17 protein-coding genes are annotated in these 17,939 nt (G+C 49.2%); 9 read left to right on the plus strand and 8 right to left on the minus strand.

Annotation, left to right across the window (positions count from 1 at the left end):
- Positions 1–56 precede the first annotated feature (56 nt).
- The 3 genes from xthA (at position 57) to Q1A40_RS00400 (ending at position 2,193) form a co-directional block, all read left to right on the plus strand.
- Entirely contained in the window at positions 57–863 is an 807-nt protein-coding gene (gene xthA / locus Q1A40_RS00390; RefSeq protein ID WP_299996314.1) for an exodeoxyribonuclease III, read from the plus strand.
- A gap of 62 nt (positions 864–925) precedes the next feature.
- Complete coding sequence (locus Q1A40_RS00395; protein ID WP_299996317.1) at positions 926–1,591, plus strand: VTT domain-containing protein; 666 nt, start codon at positions 926–928, stop codon at positions 1,589–1,591.
- A gap of 38 nt (positions 1,592–1,629) precedes the next feature.
- Positions 1,630–2,193: a hypothetical protein gene (locus Q1A40_RS00400; protein WP_299996319.1), complete on the plus strand. Its 564-nt coding sequence runs from the start codon at positions 1,630–1,632 to the stop codon at positions 2,191–2,193.
- A gap of 91 nt (positions 2,194–2,284) precedes the next feature.
- Here the strand turns inward: Q1A40_RS00400 and Q1A40_RS00405 are convergent, their stop codons facing one another.
- Positions 2,285–3,040, minus strand: a complete 756-nt coding sequence (locus tag Q1A40_RS00405) for a DNA-binding transcriptional regulator YciT (protein ID WP_299996321.1) — start codon at positions 3,038–3,040, stop codon at positions 2,285–2,287.
- Between the two features lie 100 nt (positions 3,041–3,140).
- A complete protein-coding gene (locus Q1A40_RS00410; RefSeq protein WP_299996325.1) occupies positions 3,141–4,412 on the minus strand; it encodes a DUF1479 domain-containing protein in 1,272 nt (423 codons plus the stop codon).
- Between the two features lie 350 nt (positions 4,413–4,762).
- Here Q1A40_RS00410 and Q1A40_RS00415 point away from each other — a divergent pair, with 350 nt between their 5' ends.
- Positions 4,763–5,176 (plus strand): pyrimidine (deoxy)nucleoside triphosphate diphosphatase, encoded by a 414-nt coding sequence (locus Q1A40_RS00415; RefSeq protein WP_299996328.1) that lies wholly within the window; start codon positions 4,763–4,765, stop codon positions 5,174–5,176.
- Between the two features lie 262 nt (positions 5,177–5,438).
- Here the strand turns inward: Q1A40_RS00415 and Q1A40_RS00420 are convergent, their stop codons facing one another.
- Entirely contained in the window at positions 5,439–6,296 is an 858-nt protein-coding gene (locus tag Q1A40_RS00420; protein ID WP_299996331.1) for a MurR/RpiR family transcriptional regulator, read from the minus strand.
- A gap of 12 nt (positions 6,297–6,308) precedes the next feature.
- Positions 6,309–7,001, minus strand: a complete 693-nt coding sequence (locus tag Q1A40_RS00425; protein ID WP_299996333.1) for a PTS transporter subunit EIIC — start codon at positions 6,999–7,001, stop codon at positions 6,309–6,311.
- A gap of 60 nt (positions 7,002–7,061) precedes the next feature.
- On the opposite strand from Q1A40_RS00425, the gene Q1A40_RS00430 reads away from it, so the two are divergent.
- From Q1A40_RS00430 to Q1A40_RS00445, 4 genes are all read left to right on the plus strand, one after another.
- Entirely contained in the window at positions 7,062–7,826 is a 765-nt protein-coding gene (locus tag Q1A40_RS00430; protein WP_299996336.1) for a siderophore-interacting protein, read from the plus strand.
- A gap of 10 nt (positions 7,827–7,836) precedes the next feature.
- Complete coding sequence (locus Q1A40_RS00435) at positions 7,837–8,406, plus strand: PadR family transcriptional regulator (RefSeq protein ID WP_299996339.1); 570 nt, start codon at positions 7,837–7,839, stop codon at positions 8,404–8,406.
- Positions 8,407–8,689: 283 nt separating this feature from the next.
- Positions 8,690–10,852, plus strand: a complete 2,163-nt coding sequence (locus Q1A40_RS00440) for a hypothetical protein (RefSeq protein ID WP_299996342.1) — start codon at positions 8,690–8,692, stop codon at positions 10,850–10,852.
- A complete protein-coding gene (locus Q1A40_RS00445) occupies positions 10,822–11,541 on the plus strand; it encodes a DUF3142 domain-containing protein (protein ID WP_299996345.1) in 720 nt (239 codons plus the stop codon). The genes Q1A40_RS00440 and Q1A40_RS00445 overlap by 31 nt, the downstream gene beginning before the upstream one ends.
- Before the next feature lie 126 nt (positions 11,542–11,667).
- On the opposite strand, the gene Q1A40_RS00450 is transcribed toward Q1A40_RS00445, so the two are convergent.
- Both Q1A40_RS00450 and Q1A40_RS00455 read right to left on the minus strand, forming a co-directional pair.
- Positions 11,668–12,684 carry a CNNM domain-containing protein gene (locus Q1A40_RS00450; RefSeq protein ID WP_299996349.1) on the minus strand — a complete coding sequence of 339 codons (1,017 nt, stop codon included), beginning with the start codon at positions 12,682–12,684 and terminating at the stop codon, positions 11,668–11,670.
- On the minus strand, positions 12,681–14,057 hold the full coding sequence (locus Q1A40_RS00455) for a hemolysin family protein (RefSeq protein ID WP_299996351.1): 1,377 nt from the start codon (positions 14,055–14,057) through the stop codon (positions 12,681–12,683). Before Q1A40_RS00455 ends, Q1A40_RS00450 begins: the two co-directional genes overlap by 4 nt.
- Positions 14,058–15,331: 1,274 nt before the next feature.
- On the opposite strand from Q1A40_RS00455, the gene Q1A40_RS00460 reads away from it, so the two are divergent.
- A complete protein-coding gene (locus tag Q1A40_RS00460; protein WP_299996354.1) occupies positions 15,332–15,667 on the plus strand; it encodes a nuclear transport factor 2 family protein in 336 nt (111 codons plus the stop codon).
- Between the two features lie 86 nt (positions 15,668–15,753).
- Here Q1A40_RS00460 and Q1A40_RS00465 read toward each other — a convergent pair whose 3' ends face one another.
- Together Q1A40_RS00465 and Q1A40_RS00470 are read right to left on the minus strand one after the other, a co-directional pair.
- Positions 15,754–16,035, minus strand: coding sequence for a DUF1496 domain-containing protein (locus Q1A40_RS00465; RefSeq protein ID WP_299996357.1), 282 nt, complete (start codon positions 16,033–16,035; stop codon positions 15,754–15,756).
- Positions 15,965–17,938 carry a DNA topoisomerase III gene (locus Q1A40_RS00470; protein ID WP_299996359.1) on the minus strand — a complete coding sequence of 658 codons (1,974 nt, stop codon included), beginning with the start codon at positions 17,936–17,938 and terminating at the stop codon, positions 15,965–15,967. The genes Q1A40_RS00465 and Q1A40_RS00470 overlap by 71 nt, the downstream gene beginning before the upstream one ends.
- Position 17,939: the final 1 nt, after the last annotated feature.

Raw genomic sequence — 17,939 nt, forward strand, 5'->3', positions numbered from 1 at the left:
TACTGATATTTCTGTTACTATCATGCAACACTTATACAGATAATCTGGCCACCATCATGAAATTTGTCTCTTTTAATATCAATGGTCTGCGCGCGCGCCCGCATCAACTTCAGGCTCTCGTTGAACAACATCAGCCTGATGTTATTGGTTTGCAGGAGACCAAAGTCCATGACGATATGTTCCCTCTGGATGAGGTCGCTAAACTGGGTTACCACGTATTTTATCACGGACAAAAAGGCCACTACGGTGTCGCTCTGCTGACCAAACAGGAACCGGTTTCAGTTACCCGTGGTTTTCCGACCGATGCAGAAGACGCACAGCGCAGAATTATTATGGCTGAGATCCCAACGTCTCTGGGTCCCTTGACCGTGATTAATGGCTATTTCCCGCAAGGAGAAAGCCGCCAGCACGAAACCAAGTTTCCGGCAAAAGCCAAATTTTATCTCGACTTGCAAGACTATCTGCAGACAAACCTGAGTCCGGAACATCCTGTCCTGATCATGGGTGATATGAATATCAGTGCCACCGACCTGGATATCGGGATCGGCGAAGATAGCCGCAAACGCTGGCTGAGAACCGGTAAATGCTCCTTTTTACCTGAAGAACGCGAATGGATGCAGCGTTTGCTTGACTGGGGTCTGGTAGATACTTTCCGCCATGCAAACCCGGATGTACAAGACCAGTTCTCCTGGTTTGACTATCGCTCCAAAGGCTTTGATGATAATCGCGGTCTACGCATCGACTTGCTATTAGCCAGTCAGCCTCTGGCCGCACGCTGCACAGCAACAGGTATTGATTATCAAATCCGCAGCATGGAGAAACCGTCTGACCATGCTCCAGTTTGGGCAGAGTTTAATCTGTAATCGTCTTATCTGACGCAAGGAGAACGACAATATGTGGATTATCGACAGCAAAAGGAGCCAGCATGGTACGTAGTCTGGTACTGGTGTTGTTTGTCGTTCTGTTTGTGGCGATTTATATTGCATTGCCGCCTGGCACCTTGAGCCTTGCGACCCTGCAGCATTACCAGGGACAGCTTAAACTGTGGCAGGCGGACAATCCTCAGGTCACTGTCGGGCTATTTTTCTTAGTCTATTTTCTTATTTCCGCACTTTCCATTCCCGGTACCCGGATCCTTGCACTGTTAGGTGGTGCACTGTTTGGTTTACTGGAAGGTACATTGCTGGTTGCCAGTGCAGCCACCAGTGGCGCGGTGATTGCCATGCTGCTCAGCCGTTATCTGCTGCGTGATTGGGTGCAAAGGCGTTTCAGCACGATGATGGATAAAGTGAATACAGGGATGGCACGTAATGGTTCGTACTACTTATTTGCCGTCAGGCTGGTGCCTGTTTTGCCCTTCTCAGTGATTAATCTGTTGATGGGACTCACCCCTTTTCCCGTGATACGTTTTGCCGTGATTACGCTGGTCGGCCTGCTCCCCTCTATTGTGTTATATATCAGCACCGGGCGTGAACTGAGTCAGATCCAAAGTATGCAGGATATTTTCTCCCCCAGCATTTTACTGTTATTTGTTCTGTTAGGATCTCTGCCATTAATTTCGCGCTGGCTCCTGAAATCGCTCAATAAATAACACTCATCAGCGATACTCGCGTTCCTGTGGAGTCGGACATGCTTAATGATAAGTATCTCCCCGTCTGGCATTTTAGTGAAAAACATGCCCTGAATATTGCCGCTCCACAAGCCGATGTGATGGCTGCTGTGCTGGTATATCGCCCTGATAATGACGGTTTCTTCCGGGGAGCAATTGCGCTGCGTGAGTTACCGGTACGTCTGCTTGATCGTTTACAACAGCGGACGACAACGCCACGCAAAGCCTTTAACCTGGATAATTTCACGCTGTTAGAACAGACCGATAATCAGCAACTGGCTTTTGGCTTAGCCGGTAAGTTCTGGCAACCTGATTACGGACAAGTGACGGTGATGAATGCGGATGACTTTCAGGCATTTAACCAGCCCGGATCCGCCAAGCTCGTACTCAGCTATCATCTGGAAAAACAGGATGACAACCATACCCGTTTGACTACAGAGACGCGCGTATTCTGTCTCGATAACCAGGCCAGGCGAAAATTTACGCCCTACTGGTATCTGATTCGGCCGGTCAGCGGGCTGATTCGCTTACGTATGCTGCGTTCAGTAAGCAAAATAGCCGCAGAGAAACTGTTCAACTCATAGTGCTATTTCACCCGGCATTTAACACCGTTGAGAGAATGCGGCTAATACTCAGTGGTTTTTTACCAGCAATTACGGTGCCAGGATACCTTGCTTATCCGTGCGTTTCACTTACCTTGGTCAGCAAAATACCTTGCTTATTAATCACTCGCTGATACTCAGACGCCAGTCCGTCATCAGTAATAATATGTGAAAAGGGGATCTCCGGCGAAAGTGGGTACGGATGCACCTGTCCGAATTTAGAGGAGTCCGTGAGCACGATTTTCTCCCCTTCCTTTTCCATCAGCGCATTAATCACATCGCTGCGTAGCATATTTCTGCCAGTAAAACCCGTGTTCTCATGCCAGCCATCAATGCCAATGAACGCTTTATGAAAATGAATATGCTGCAATGAAAAACGCGTTAATGGCCCCACCACTGAGGCACTCTCTTTCTGGTATAACCCTCCCAGAACAACAACTTCACAGGCACTGTCTTTTAACAGATGAGCGATATAGTGACTGACCGTAATAATGGTCAACCCGCGACGATCGGCAAGCGTGCGGGCCAGCAATGCACAAGTGCTTCCCCCCTCAATAAATACCGACTCGCCGTCATTCACCAAAGTGGCTGCACGGGTTGCTATCACTTGTTTGAGGGGATAACGCGTCTGCATACGCGCCCCGACATCATCGCTGTCCAGCGCCACGGCGGAACCGTGAGTACGCCGCAGGTAACTTTCTTTTTCCAGTAAATTCAAATCCTGCCGGACAGTAACCTCAGATACGCCGGTCTGCCGGGCAAGTTCACTGACACTGATATTTCCACGCAGATTTACAAGGTGGATAATTTGCTGATGACGGGAGTTCATAACATTCTGTATCCAGAGCAAGGCATGCCAGTTTAGCAAAAAAAACCGACATGCCTATTTTTGAGCGCGTTATTAGGAGTTAATGGGACAGACTCTTAATCTATCCGACTGTATCGATACCCAGGCTCAGACGGCCATTTTTATTGAGCTCACTTTCGTTAAAACGGTCATGCCATTGCGCTTCGTAATCTTCACGCGGGAAATCGTCCGGAGAACGCCCTTCACGAAAAGCACTGGCCACTTTATGGGCGTAGGCTAAATTCTTGTCACACAGCGGTGCCGCAGGGATATACATCACATTTCCCCAGCCTTGCTGATCCTGCACGGGTGCCACTGAGTGAATCACATCGCAGTGCCACCAGACAGAATCCCCAGCTTCAATAGCAGGAATACTGCTGAGTCCCTGGATAAGGTGCGGGTGCCACTTTTCAGAAACGGGTAGTACTCTGCCCGGTGCAACGCCACATAACTCGTCCTCTGGAACATCGTCCAGTAAAGGACGCAACAAAACGTAAGCCATGGCTTCAGGCACAGGAACCACATGTAACAGTCCCTGTCCAACCTGCATATCGGATAAAGCAGTCCAGCCCTGGAAGGTACGGAAAGCCGAACATTTCGTGGTGTTGTCCGCATAGTATTCATTAACTTCTGGTCGCCATGCCGCATCCCAGGGGTCGTAGCTCTCAAACTGATTATTAAATATTTTATGAAACACTTTCTGGTAGGCCGGCAGTAACCAACGCTCCAGAGCACCTGAGTCCGTATGCGCCCCCAAGCCTTTTGACGTAGTGCCGGGTAAGCGTCTGCGAATACGATCGGGATAGTTGATACTGATATCCGGATTAAACCATTGAATACCGTTCGATTCGAAAGTCCATAACCGGTTCAAAAAGGATTGCACTGCCGCCATACGCTCACTCTGACGCGCTTCCATTTGCGCATGAGACCAGTAAATGGGATAGATCTCCGGACGTGAAGCATCCAGACTGCCAAAAAAGTTATCTCCCGGTCCTTTATAGATGGCATCAAAGTCATTGTTATCGAGGTAATCGAGCAGGGACTGATCCCAGGCCAGCGCCTGCTCTTTCGGAAAGTTTTGTCTGACGACCAGACAGCCCCGGCGTTTGATGTGCTTCACTGTTTCAGCACTAATATTACCGGCCTGGATATCTCGCCACTCCACTACGGGCCATGCGGTTCCGTGGCGCGCTTCATCAGCCTTAGCTGCAGCAATTTCAGTTTCAATTTTTTGGCAGACCTGCTGGAAAAGGCCTTCTACGTCACCAATCTGCTCACGTAAGGTTCGTTTCAGTTCACGAATACTGTTTTTGTAATCTTCAGGAAGACGGGGTGGGATGAAGTTATTTTCCATTGCAGGCTCCAAATAAAAACCAGACCATCACTGTTCCGATTGAAATTAAATTAATCTTCATTCGAAAGTCACCCGAAGAATAACAACTTCGTAACAAGGCGAACTTGATATGACTCACAAAACGCTCTTCTCAGCGCTATTCACTGAGTTATCCTTAGAGCCTATCCCAGCAGACAGATATTGTTGCAACCCGTTTGGATACGGGCAGCGCGGAAAAACGGGATCGTATATGCAGTACGTGAGGATTTTGAGCACAGCCTTGGGCCAAAATGGTAAATAAAATAGCCTGATGAAACAGGTTCTTAGCAGCAGCTTGAGCTCGATTAACGACATTTTCTGGAAAATATTGCATGAGCAAAGTATTAGATGTAGTTGCAGCGATTATTGAGCATAACGGAAATATATTACTTGCCCGTCGCCCTGACAGCGGAGATCAGCCGGGCTACTGGGAATTTCCTGGTGGCAAGCTTGAAACCAATGAAACTCAACCGCAGGCACTGGCGCGGGAGTTACAGGAAGAGCTGGGGATCACAGCAGAGACAGGACGTTATATAGCCAGCTATCAGTGCCCGGTCGCGGACAGAGTTATCAACTTACATGCCTGGCATGTGACCGTCTTCACCGGCATTCCTGCCCCACTGTGCCACAGCGAGCTTCGCTGGTGTTCGCTGATACAGGCTCAAGATGATGCCGACAACCAGTTACTGGCTCCGCCCGATATCCCTCTACTGGCCGCTTTTCTCACTGCGTATGTCGCAAGGTAAACAGATGAACGCAAACTAAAGTGTCAGTTTGGATATCAAACATTTTTGTACGGTAAGCCTGTTCTTTGAACAAGAAAAGAACAAGGCTTTACGTTTTAAACGGACGTCCTCTGTTACAGGCTGGTTCTATTTAATCGTGACCTTATAAGCCCTGCTCTGTCGGCAGACCAGAGCCTCTTCCCGTATCAGTATTCTCATCCACGAACAGCAAGGTGAAATCTATTGGTGGTAAATTAAGCCGCACCGAGATACAGCCCACTCTTCATTTTTGACCTCGCTTTTTCTGATGCGTGTCTACAGCGCTCATCGCGGTCTGCATACTTTCATGAGAGATAAGACTATTGATTTTGAAAAACAGAACATCAAAGGCAATCATCTGTAAGATCTGTGGCGTCACCATACCCAGCTTTTCATGAGCTTCAGTGTAGCTGTAGGCAATAACATGCTCCGCCAGCGCGCTGGCCCTGTTTTTTCCGTAGCGTGTCAAGGCAATAGTCTGCGCGCCGTTGTTGCGGGCAAGACTCAGTGCCTCTATCACTTCTTCACTCTCACCTCTTGCCGAAATAGCCAACAGCACATCTCCGGGACGCAGGAGCGACGCCTGTACCAGCTGGGTGTGATAGTCATAGTTAAACAGAACGTTCAGACCACAGCGAATAAGCTTGTGGTTCATATCAAGCGCAATAAAAGCGGAGGAGCCTATTCCCACAAGCACGATCCGACGGGCGTTAACCAGCAGCTGCGCACAAGTGTCTATCACTTCCGGTTCAATCAAATCCAGCGACTGCTCTATCTTTTTGGTGAAAAGTAGCTTCGATTTCGCCACGATTTGTACGGTACTGTCTCCGGCCTCAATCCCCTCATAGATCTCCTGCCTGACGACAGCGCTGTCAGGCTTTGCGGCAGCTAATTGCAGCTTCAGGTCGGGGAACCCCTTGCAACCCAGCATTCTGGCGTAACGGATCACCGTCGAATCACTGATCTCCAGAGCCTGCGCCACTCGTGTGGCGCTCATCGCGGAGAGGTCAAATCCCTGCTCAATGATAAAGGTCGATATTGCCCGCTCGCCACGCTTTCCGGTATGCACCAACGCCCTTATTTTGCTGATAACAGTTTCCATAAATCTCCCGAATCACTCTGTTGGGTCAGTAAACCCCAGCAGCATAGCTGCAATAAAGCCGACTATCCAGGCGCAGCCAACCGCCAACAGGAAAGGCAGGATCTGGCCCGGCCCGACAAGTGGCAGTAGCGATAATCCAGCAGTACCGAACGGGATAATAATGCCAATCTTGCAGCCCGCAATAACCGCACCCCCCGCAGCGCCACCGATACAACCTGCGATAAAGGGTTTACCCAGCGGCAGCGACACGCCAAACAGCAACGGTTCACCGACACCGATAATTCCTACCGGTAGCGCACCGGCGATGGTTTTTTTCAGACGCGGATTTTTCGTCTTCAGATAGACATAAGCGGCAGCTCCCACCTGCCCCATCCCTCCCATAGCTAAGATAGGAAAAAGGTAATTGAGGCCAAAAGTGTCAAGAATTTGAGCGTGGATAGGGATCAGTCCCTGATGCAAGCCAGTCAGTAGCAGGAACAGGAACCCTCCGCCCAGCACTGCGCCAACAATCACCGATGCCGCCGAGTGGTTGAGCAACGCCAGCGAAACCAAATTACCCAGCCAGAGGTTGAGCGCATGGGCCGCAGGCTGCAGAACAAGTAGCGCCACCATCGATGAGATAATAATCGTCACCATCGGAGTCAGGATCAGATCAAGACTCTCTTTGCACCAGCTGCGAATAAAATCATTTTTTGGTAAAGACAAAGCGTTTTTTGCATGATAAAACATATCTATGATATATCTTACAGGGCAAAAGAGAAAACAATGACAACGAAAAATAACAAACCAAAGCTCGCTAAACGCGTAAAAAATGAACTTAAATTCCGTGAGTTAACGGTAAAAAGTAAACAAAAAATAGCCGGTTGCTTCTGTCGTATCGTGCTGGCTGGTGACCAGCTGACCGGATTTTCCTCACAGGGTTTCGATGACCATGTGAAGGTCTTTTTCCCAGTGGGTAACGAAAAATGCGCTTTGCCTGAAATCACCAGCGAAGGGATTGTCTGGCCTGATGGTCCCCGCCCTGCGGCCCGCGACTATACTCCCCTGTCGTTTGATGCCGCGCTTAATGAACTCACCATCGACTTTTTTATTCATGAAGGCGGTATCGCAAGTCAGTGGGCTGAATCAGCTAAACCGGGCGACAAGCTGATGACAGGTGGCCCGAGAGGCTCACTGGTTGTCCCTGTCGATTACGCATGGCAGCTTTATGTATGTGACGAAAGCGGGCTACCTGCTGTGCGTCGCCGACTGCTTTCATTACCGAAAGATATTTCGGTCCAAGTGCTGGTGAACTGTAACCAGCCACAAACTCAGGAATACCTGAGCGAGTTCAGCCAGGCTCATATCGAATGGCTGAACAGTGAGTCTGTCGCTGAAAAACTGCAGTCACTTTCGCTTCCGGCAACAGACTATTATTGCTGGATAACCGGTGAAGGTGAGGAAGTAAAACAGCTGAGCGAGAGTCTGCTGGCAACCCACAGTCTGGACGCCGATTATCTGCGCGCTGTCGCTTACTGGCATAAGAAATAGGAGGTTTTTAATGAGATATCATCACCACCATCACCCCTGCCATGACAGGCACGAACGCCATACTGGTGGCCACGGTCGCCATGAGCCCGGTTTCGGGGAGGGACGCGCCCGCCATCGCCGGGAACGGTTGTTCGACGCTAACGACATTCGTTTGCTTATTCTTCATTTTCTTTCGCAAAATGCAGCCCATGGCTATGAGCTGATTAAGTCGATTGAAGCCCTGGCAAAAGGGGAATATGTCCCGAGTCCGGGAATTATCTATCCGAACCTGACCCTGCTCGAAGAGATGGGGTTGATACAGGCGGTTGAAAGTCAGTCGACAAAGAAAGCCTGGCAGTTAACCGATGAAGGTAAAACTGCGCTGGAACAGCAGTCAGGTGAAGTCCGCACTATACTTGAGCGCCTGGAATCACTGGGTGTACTGGGGGGCAATCGCCGTATTCCGGAAGTCCAGCGCGCAATTCATAACTTTAAAATCGCCCTGAACACCAAACTGGCTAACAGCGATATCCCGCAGGAAACGCTGTATAAAATTATCGATACCCTGGACCAGGCGGCGAAGGATATTGAACGTAGCTAACTGAAAACCAGACGCTCGCGGGAGTACCTCTTAAACAGGGACTTAACATTGAAAAATGTTAAGTCCCCTTTTCGTTTTTTATCATAACCGTATTTTTAATATTACAGCTGACTTATCACAGGCGGAGACCACGGGAAATTTGTGTTTGATGATTCAAATCAGAAGATTGCTCAGGTTTGTCGTACTTATTTATGGCTAAAATAAGCATAATAATCCGCCCGTCAGAGACAGTGTGTCATGCTCACTGCCCTGGTGCTACGTTTTGATTTTTAGGATGCCTGATATGAAATCTGGAGTATACCGTTGCGCCACCACATTGCTTTTTTCACTCATTGCCAGCCAAACGGCCTTTGCCTCTTCAGATGAATCAAGTTGTCCCTGGGGAGTTCCAGGCTGTTTAATCGACAGCCCGCCGGTACTGGGTGTATTCAATGATACGCGCGATAACCTGCTGCGTTTGCTTGGCGAAAAGGCGGCACTATCCTTGCCCGGTCAACCTATACCAGCGGACTTCTCCCGCAGCCGTGACTTTTATTTCGGTCCGCACCTTGATATCTGGTACAACTTTAAATCACCTGCAGAACAAAACACCGTGCCCCCTGCCAGCACAGAAGTGAAAACGTTACTCGAACGTTTAGATCTGGCCGATACAGAACCTGACTATAGCAACGAGCACACACACGAAAATCGGTTTGTCTCAATGACAGCGCAATCGGATGCAAACTTTCTTTCAGCTCTGCTTGCCGATAATAGTCTGACCCCGGAACAGCAACAGACGCTGGCAAAAGTCAGACTGCTTATTGATGGCAGTGAAGGGAGCCAGGAAAACATTGAAGCCCTCGAGTTTCCTGCGGGATCAACGGCGGAGCAATTCAAACGCTATTTATCTGCAGCCAATGACTTCTATGCCGGTAAATATGCTGAGGCTGAAGCGCTGTGGCTGTCACTGATGGAAAGCCCGCAGCCCTGGCTGGCAGAAACGAGCGGCTATATGCTTATCCGTAACGCACTGAATACCAGCAGCCAGAATGCAGCAGGTGAATACGGTGATTTTGATGTCAATAAAGTCGATCCGCAGGCGGCAAAATTAGCGTTGAAACGGGCCGGGGATTATCTTCAGCACTGGCCGGCAGGACAATATACGGCGTCCGCTACCGGTCTGTTACGGAAAATTAACTGGTATCTGCAAGATAGCGATAGTCTGGCCAAACTGTATGAACATGCCTTTACCGAGGCAAAAGATATCAACACGCTGATAGCCCTTATCACCGAGAATGACAATAAACTGCAAAGCCGGGATAGCAACTGGAATGACACAATTTATCGCTACTCTCCTGAAGCACCGTTGATCACCTTTACCCAGGCGCTGCGCATGATGCGCAATCTTGATTGCGACACGCGGCAACCCTGCGCCGATAAAAGCTATCTGGATGAAATCAAACCAGTATTTGAACAATCCGATACGCTGAGTTACTGGCACTATCTCAACCTGATGCTGGCTTATCAGAAAAAAGATTATGCGCAGGTGATAAGCGACATTAAACCCGAGAGCCATATACCGGAAAATGATATTTTAGCCTTCAGTGAACAGGCGCTGTACGGTAATGCGCTGATGGCCCAACAAAAATGGTCACAGGCAAGGGAGCACTGGTCCCAGTTACTGGCATCCACTCAGAACGTGGAACAGCAACAGTATCTGCAAAGTCAGCTGGCAGCCACGCTGGTTGAGTCAAACAATATTGCCGCTGTTTTTGCCGCCACCAGCCCGATAACCAATCTGCGCTACCGTTCAGTGGTACTTAAAACCCGGGCTGATGCTGATTTATTACGCCAGCAAGTAGCCTCCGCACCGAATAACGAAGAGCGGACTATCGCCCTGCATACCTTATTGATGCGCGATTTGATTGAGGCGCGCTACGCCGAATGGCTGGCAGATAAAGCCCTGGCAAGCCATATTTCACAGCCAGTTACCGGGGATAGTTTTGCAGATGTAGACCTGAGCGTTTTTAACGGGTCCGGTGGGCAAACTGAAAAGGGCTACTTCTGCCCATCATTAACTGAAACCGTTAGCGTTCTGAGTAAAAATAACCGTGACGGACATGCGTTGAATTGCCTGGGTGAGTTTCTGCGTACTGGCGATGCCAGAATCTCGCTGTGGCAAGATTCCCCGGGGAACATCGCGCTCGACGCCCTCACCTCAGATGAGACGTTTATCGGCCAGCCCAGCCGTCAGGGTTATTACCAGCAGGTGATAGCCGACGCCAAAAGCGAGCCGGAAGATAAGAGCTATGCGCTGTATCGGGCTGTCATGTGTTATGCCCCTTCCGGTTATAACGACTGCGGTGGTGCCGACGTCGATAAACACGAGCGTAAAAACTGGTTCAGCCGGTTAAAATCACAGTATCCGGGAAGTGTATGGGCGCAAAAACTCAAATACTACTGGTAGGGTTACTGACTGCAGCCCTGTTCAGTTTTCCCGTTCAGGCTCGGGTCAACGCCGAACAGCATCGGGCATTCTGGCTCTGGTCCGGCGTCAAACCCGGTCCGGCTCTACGCCAGGCTGAAGTGGTTTATCTGCATCAAGGGGAGCTGGTTACTCGCAGCGGACAGGTGATTTTTCAGCGGGTAGGATTACCCGTGAGTCGCCTGAGTTTTCCCCGAATCTGGCTAACGGTACGCATAACGACCCTTGATATGCCGTCTGAGGCATGGCAACGCATTGTTATGTTGCTGAACCGCTGGGAAGCTGCGGGAAATCAGGTTGTCGGGCTACAAATCGATTTTGATGCGGCAACTCATCGCCTCAATGATTACGGCGATTTTTTGCGTGAGCTGCGCCAACGGCTTCCTGCGCGTTACGCACTCGGCGTCACCGGCTTGCTTGACTGGGCAAAAACAGGGGATATATCAACACTCAACACCTTACCCATTGATGAAATTGTCGTACAAAGCTACCAGGGACGACAGACTGTCACCCAATATTCCCGGTATTTACCGGCGCTAAGTAAGCTGAAGATCCCTTTCTCTGTTGGTCTGGTCCAGCATGGCGAATGGGATAGCCGGTATGAAAAATTGCTGGCAGACTCGCCCTGGTATCGAGGCACCGTCGTGTTTATGCTTCGGGATAAAACATAGCGCGCAGTGAGCAGTATCCGCCATCACATTAACAGCGGAATACCGAAAACATCATGCAACTGAGATATCCTCAGGCTCAGCCTTGACCGGTTGAGCCTTATCTGTTCCAGTTCGCTTCTGTCTCATTCAGGCTGACGAGGCCGCAGGCAATATCCTCTTTAATATATCGTTCAGCGTGACAACACCACACATATTCAGATCCTCCATCACTACGGCAAACTGAACGCTTGATTTGCGCATCAGCGCTAATGACTCATAGATTGGCGTAGTGGAATCAATAATAAATGCCGGACGCGCTATCTCACAGGCGGGACGGTCATCCTGCTCCATCAGCGTATCTCTTAAATGGACCACCAGCGGCATTGATTCCGCTTTGCCTGACAGGAGTATTCTTTGATGGCCTGAACGCTGCGCTGCATCACGGATATCAGCAACCGTTACGTCCGCCGGGAGGAATGTCGGACCTTTTTTTCCCACAAGAAGCGTCTTTACCTGGACAGTAACAAGGTCAATAAGACTTGTGATCTGTTGCTGAACCTGTGGTTCGAGTGTCCCGGTCTTAGCTGAATGCTCAACAAGTTGACGTATTGTGGCGATATCCTGCCCACCCACTGCAGCACTCTCTACCGGTTCAACGCCAGCAGCTCTCACCAGCCGGTTTGCCAGGCGGTTTAACCCGCGCATCAAAGACCGTAATGGCCAGATATAGACTTGAGCAATGATACCCACAGCTAACGCCGAACGCTCAGGATTTGCAATTGCCCAGGACTTGGGAGCCATTTCACCTATCACTAAATGTAAAAAGGTGACCACAAAGAATGCGAGCACAAAAGAGGTTCCTCCTGCCACCCATAGCGGTATCCCCCAGGCGACAAGTAAGGGTTCAAGCCAGAAATCGACCGCCGGTTTGGTTATTGCCCCCAGAGCAAAAGTACAGAAGGTGATACCCAGTTGGGCACCCGCAAGCATTAACGTCAAATCGTTCATACCGCGCAAAGCTGCCCTTGCGGAGCGACTGTTGATAGCCATCTCCTCTAAGCGGTGTCTGCGAGAGCCCAGAAGCGCAAATTCAATAATGACAAACAGGCCACTGAGGATAATTAACGCGAGAGTTGCCAGGGTTACAAACAACGGATCGTTCATCGTGAGCCCTCATTAATGACTTCTTCAACCAGGCAGACGCGAACTTGCGTTGGGACGTAGCGCTCGACCTCTAAAATATCGACGACTAACTTTCTCTGGAGTGGCACATCCGCAACCAAATCAGCCGGATCGACGGGTAATACAATCGTCACTGAATCACCCTTAACCGGCAATGCACCGAGTTCTGCAATCAGCATACCTGAGACTGTTTCAACCTCATTACGAGGTAACTCGTAGCCAATCGCGCGTTCTACCTCGTCCAGGGGAGCATCTCCTTCCATCAGCCAGATATTCTCCCCACCTTGGGTGACAGAACTTCCTGTTTCCAGATCGTGTTCATCCGTAATCTCGCCGACAATTTCGGCTGCAAGATCTTCTAACGTTAAAATACCCGCAAAGCCACCGTACTCATCAATCACGCAGGCAAGTTGGTTTTTGCTGCGCAGTAAGTGACTGAGTGCATCAGGAAGCGGCATCAGAGTGGGGATAACCGAGGCATCCTTCATTATCGTTGAGACAGGCAGGTTACTCTGGCCTTTGGACAAACAGGTAAGAACATCATCCAGATGCACAATGCCAACAGGCGTATCGTCCTCAACAACCGGATAGCGCGTATGACCTTTAGACATCATTTCACGGAGTTCACCTGTTGTTGTTGTTGGAGTCAGCCAGTCGACCTGAAAACGCGGGAGCATGGCATGTTCCACGTCACGCTGAGGGAAGTCGAGGATTCGGTCCATCATCAGAGAAAGCTCGACAGGAAGATCGCCACTATTACGCGAGTCAGCAATGATATGGGGAAGATCGTTCGCCGACACGCTGACATCCAGGTCATGGACCGGCTCAATACGCAGTGCTTTCAAAAAAAGATTCGCGGACTTATCAAAGAAACTAATAAGCCAGCCAAATACGGCAAGATAAATAAGGGTTGAACTGGCGAGCTTTCTGGCGAGGGGTTCAGGATTGGCAATCGCGAGATTTTTGGGAAATAGCTCACCAAAAATCATCTGGGTAATGGTTGCAGCAACCAAGGCAAGCACCGTACCTATGGTGATGCCAATTTCAACAGGAATACCGACGCTACCGAGAATGACGCCAAATGACCGACCGATAAGAGGTTCTGCAATAAAACCGGCCACAAGTCCGGTAACCGTGATACCCAACTGTGCACCAGACAACATAAAGCTGGTTCGTTTCGTTACTTCCAGGGCCCGCCTGGCAGCGACGTCCCCTGCTGCAGCCCGAGCGGCAAGTTTCGTGCGGTCAACCGCCATATAAGCGAATTCTTGAGCGACAAAATAACCGTTGAGTGCAATGATGAAGAGGATAAATAATATCCCCAGAATAAGGATAAGAATTGATTCAATCATCATCTTATCCTCCACAAAGAAACTACGTTAGCATTGGTATAACTGGAGGTGGCTGACGATTCGGTTCTGTCCACTGTGTGTTTAATAATTTCCTGGTTATTAACGGTGCGTAATCTATATCAGTATTTCTTTTATATCGTCAAGTAGCCATATTATTGGCGAAAGCAAAGTATCAAAGCAGTATTCGATCCTGTGCTAATCATTTACTGAAAATTTACTCATCGCTTACTATAAAAATGAATAGTGGCCGTAATTATTAGGTTATCCCGTTTGCAAAAAATAATAAAAACAGACTCAACGATAATGAGCCATAAAAGCAAGAGAAGAGCTCAAATAGCTTATTCCGGTACATTTGTCTGGCATTCTGGTGACAGGTCTGATCTTGCTGGAGGACGGATGCTGCGGGCAATACTCTAATAACGGCGATTCAAAGAGACGGTAAGCAAGACAACATTTTGCACAGATGACTATCAGGCAAAGACCTGAAAGATTCTATACCCTAAATAATTCAAGTTGCTTGTAGGCGCAGAGTCAATCCTGGCGATGAGCATAGATAAACTATGTGATTCGGCAGGATTGACGAAGGTAACGCCCAAGCAACTTGAAGTATGACGGGTATATACAACATCATTCAAGTTGCTTGTAGGAACCAGGCTCAGTCCGTCGATATGCTCAAATAAATACAGTGACTCGACGGGCCAAACGCTGGCTACTCCCTGGCAACTTGAAGTATGACAGGAATAAACCGTTAATTTTTATTATCCATACGGGGATCAATAAAGATAAAAGGTCAGATTTTTGGTTTTGTGGCGTTTTGCTGCTCCATAAATTTAATACGGGCATTTTGCCATGCGGGCTCGATCATATTCAGCTTGGTGCTTGCGTGCAGGGTAATGCCATGATAATTGCGGGGGGTAATGCGAAGAGATATTTTTTCATCTACTTTCCTGTGGCGTTAATTGAGCAGGGCATCCTTTTTCAGCTTCGTCATGTGGTTATCCTTCCACAATGAGAAATATTGTTAATTAATTTAACATTAACCCACCGCTGTATGAAGAAAATCATCCCAGTTCTTTCATTCTGAACGAAATTTTCTTGCACCATATTTTTTATATCTTGTTCTTGATGGACAAAACGGGCTCTCTGTTCGGTCAGTTTTGTGCCAGACGCATACTGGACAAGAAGCACACTCCACTCAAGTCTTGAGTTGCTTACATGCGCCAAGAATGATTATATATGCCATTAAATTGAATATAAATTCACTTGTGGAGATCGCTGTGTCGGTAGAGTCACCCGTTCAAGCTCAGTTTGAAGCATATAACGCGCATGATATTGAGGCGTTCATGTCGTGCTTTTCAGAGGATTTCAAAGGTTACCGTATGCCGGGAGAAAGTCCTTCAATAACAGGAAAAGAGTCGTTACGTGAATTTTATGTGAATAATCGTTTTAATAACCCGAAACTTAAAGCGGAGCTTATTTCCAGAATGGTCATGGGTAATAAAGTTTTCGACCATGAATTGATACAGGGCTTATCTGACCAGCCTTTGGAGAGCGTTGCGGTTTTTGAAGTGACAAATGGCCTGATTTCAACTGCATGGTTCTATTTCCCATAGTCGCCGATATCTTTGTCATATTATCGACTTCGCAGGGTACTGTGCCATAGCGAACAACGATAATCGCTATAGCACAAACAGCAGGATCAGGGCTTAACTCGCTGCCAGATAAGCGGGTTAGTGCTTAATACCTGCTTATCACGAGTGCATTGCAGCAAGATCCCTTCAGTTTTAATCATCGCCCCTTCGCTGTAGCTTTGATTGGCGTAAACACAGCATTGTAAGCAGGGAGCCGGCTGTCCGGCTCCTCGCTGCGTCAGCACGTCCGGCGGTACGATAATACCGATATCAGCATTGTTATTCGCTGCCGCCAGGAGCGACAGGCTCAGGAGGGTTGCGGCGACGAGCAGACGATTTTTTAGCGGCATGGTTATTTCCCTGTTTTTTGTATTTCCCCCGGCCAGCACTGTCCGGTGCAGTAATGCCCTTAAAGGCATGCTGTACTGGCGTGGTACGGGCCTGATGGATAAGCGAATACAGTGTTTCAACCAGCGGTTGCATAAAGTCCTGATAGCGGCAGTTCTTCTCGCTGATTTGTGTCAGAGTGGCTTCCCAGTGCGCAGTCATATCCGGGCGCGCGGCCAGTTCCGGTAGCGAGTGAATTAACGCCCTTCCCGCCGGAGTGGAATGAATCGCACGGCCTTTCTTTTCTAAAAATGCCCGCTTAAACAGTAATTCAATAATGCCCGCCCGGGTCGCCTCTGTCCCTAAACCATCGGTCGCTCGCAGCACTTTCTTGAGATCTTTATCCTGCACAAAACGCGCAATGCCGGTCATTGCCGACAACAGCGTGGCATCCGTAAAATGGCGCGGTGGCTGAGTCTGTCTGTCTACCACCTCTCCCTGCTCGCATAGCAGCTCATCACCCTTGGCAACCACCGGCAAGGGAGTGCCGTCGTTATCTTCATCGCGTTCTTTATTGCCCAATAAAGTACGCCAGCCCGCTTCAGCCAGAAAACGGGCTTTGGCGATAAATTTGCCCCCGACAATCTCCAGCTCAATCGTGCATTTACGAAACTGAGCATCGCTGCAAAACTGCATCAGATATTGCCGGGCAATCAGATTATAGACCTTCGCTTCATTGTCGTTCAGTGACACTTTGCTACTGCGGGCGGTCGGGATAATCGCATGGTGGGCATCGACCTTTTTATCATCCCAGCAACGATTGTGCTGGTCGATATTAATATCCGGAAAAGGCTGAAAATCCCCCTGAATACCAATCGCATTGAGAACCGCCTGACGTCCGGCAAAATGTTCTTCTGGCAGATAACGGCTGTCTGAGCGTGGATAGGTAATCACTTTGTGGGTTTCATAAAGTTTTTGACAGATATCGAGCACATTTTGCGCACTGAGCCCAAAACGCTTCGCGGCCTCAATCTGTAAACTGGAAAGTGAAAACGGCAGTGGTGCAATTTCCGACTCGCGTTTGTCCTGATATGCCGTGACAATAGCGGGCTGCCCGGTGATTCTGGCCACCACATGTTCTGCCAGTTTCCGATTCAGTAAACGCCCGTCTTCATCCTGATGTGACTCACAGGATTCACTGGGCTGCCAGAGAGCGACAAAACGCTCCTCCGCCGGAGTGACAATATGGGCTTTGACTTCAAAATAGTCCCGGGGAATAAAATTTTCGATCTCTTCATCGCGTCTGACCACCAGCCCAAGCACCGGAGTTTGCACCCTTCCTACCGAAAGTACCCCCTGGTAACCCGCATTACGGCCCAGGATGGTATAGGCACGCGTCATATTGATCCCATACAGCCAGTCAGCCCGGGCACGGGCCAGGGCAGAAACACAAAGCGGAATAAACTCACTGTTGGCCCGCAACCGTGAAATCGCCCGTTCAACCGCCTGCGGATTAAGATCGTTAATCAGGCAACGCTGAACCTGCTGGCGTTTTTCAGGGGCTAACTGTAAATAGTCGAGCACTTCATCCACCAGCAACTGCCCCTCACGATCCGGGTCTCCGGCATGCACCACTTCAGACGCCTGAGTTAACAGTCTCTTAATGACGTTAAGCTGTTTGGTCACTGAGGAGCGCGGTTGGAGCTGCCATTTTTCCGGCACAATGGGTAAATCGGCCAGATTCCAGCGCGCATAGCGTTCATGGTAAGCGTCTGGCTGAGCTTGTTCGAGCAAATGGCCAATACACCAGGTCACGACCTGGCCATTACCACATTCAATAAAACCATCGCCCCGGCGATGGGGCTTTGGCAACACATCAGCAATAGCACGGGCCAGGCTCGGTTTTTCGGCAATAAACAACCGCATA

Source organism: uncultured Cedecea sp. (assembly GCF_947498825.1).
Lineage (GTDB): Bacteria > Pseudomonadota > Gammaproteobacteria > Enterobacterales > Enterobacteriaceae > JGM124.

Coding starts and splice junctions, on each gene's coding strand:
- xthA (WP_299996314.1), top strand. CDS start 57: ATGAAATTTGTCTCTTTTAATATCAATGGTCTGCGCGCGCGCCCGCAT.
- Q1A40_RS00395 (WP_299996317.1), top strand. CDS start 926: ATGGTACGTAGTCTGGTACTGGTGTTGTTTGTCGTTCTGTTTGTGGCG.
- Q1A40_RS00400 (WP_299996319.1), top strand. CDS start 1,630: ATGCTTAATGATAAGTATCTCCCCGTCTGGCATTTTAGTGAAAAACAT.
- Q1A40_RS00405 (WP_299996321.1), bottom strand. CDS start 3,040: ATGAACTCCCGTCATCAGCAAATTATCCACCTTGTAAATCTGCGTGGA.
- Q1A40_RS00410 (WP_299996325.1), bottom strand. CDS start 4,412: ATGGAAAATAACTTCATCCCACCCCGTCTTCCTGAAGATTACAAAAAC.
- Q1A40_RS00415 (WP_299996328.1), top strand. CDS start 4,763: ATGAGCAAAGTATTAGATGTAGTTGCAGCGATTATTGAGCATAACGGA.
- Q1A40_RS00420 (WP_299996331.1), bottom strand. CDS start 6,296: ATGGAAACTGTTATCAGCAAAATAAGGGCGTTGGTGCATACCGGAAAG.
- Q1A40_RS00430 (WP_299996336.1), top strand. CDS start 7,062: ATGACAACGAAAAATAACAAACCAAAGCTCGCTAAACGCGTAAAAAAT.
- Q1A40_RS00435 (WP_299996339.1), top strand. CDS start 7,837: ATGAGATATCATCACCACCATCACCCCTGCCATGACAGGCACGAACGC.
- Q1A40_RS00440 (WP_299996342.1), top strand. CDS start 8,690: ATGAAATCTGGAGTATACCGTTGCGCCACCACATTGCTTTTTTCACTC.
- Q1A40_RS00445 (WP_299996345.1), top strand. CDS start 10,822: ATGGGCGCAAAAACTCAAATACTACTGGTAGGGTTACTGACTGCAGCC.
- Q1A40_RS00450 (WP_299996349.1), bottom strand. CDS start 12,684: ATGAACGATCCGTTGTTTGTAACCCTGGCAACTCTCGCGTTAATTATC.
- Q1A40_RS00455 (WP_299996351.1), bottom strand. CDS start 14,057: ATGATGATTGAATCAATTCTTATCCTTATTCTGGGGATATTATTTATC.
- Q1A40_RS00465 (WP_299996357.1), bottom strand. CDS start 16,035: ATGCCGCTAAAAAATCGTCTGCTCGTCGCCGCAACCCTCCTGAGCCTG.
- Q1A40_RS00470 (WP_299996359.1), bottom strand. CDS start 17,938: ATGCGGTTGTTTATTGCCGAAAAACCGAGCCTGGCCCGTGCTATTGCT.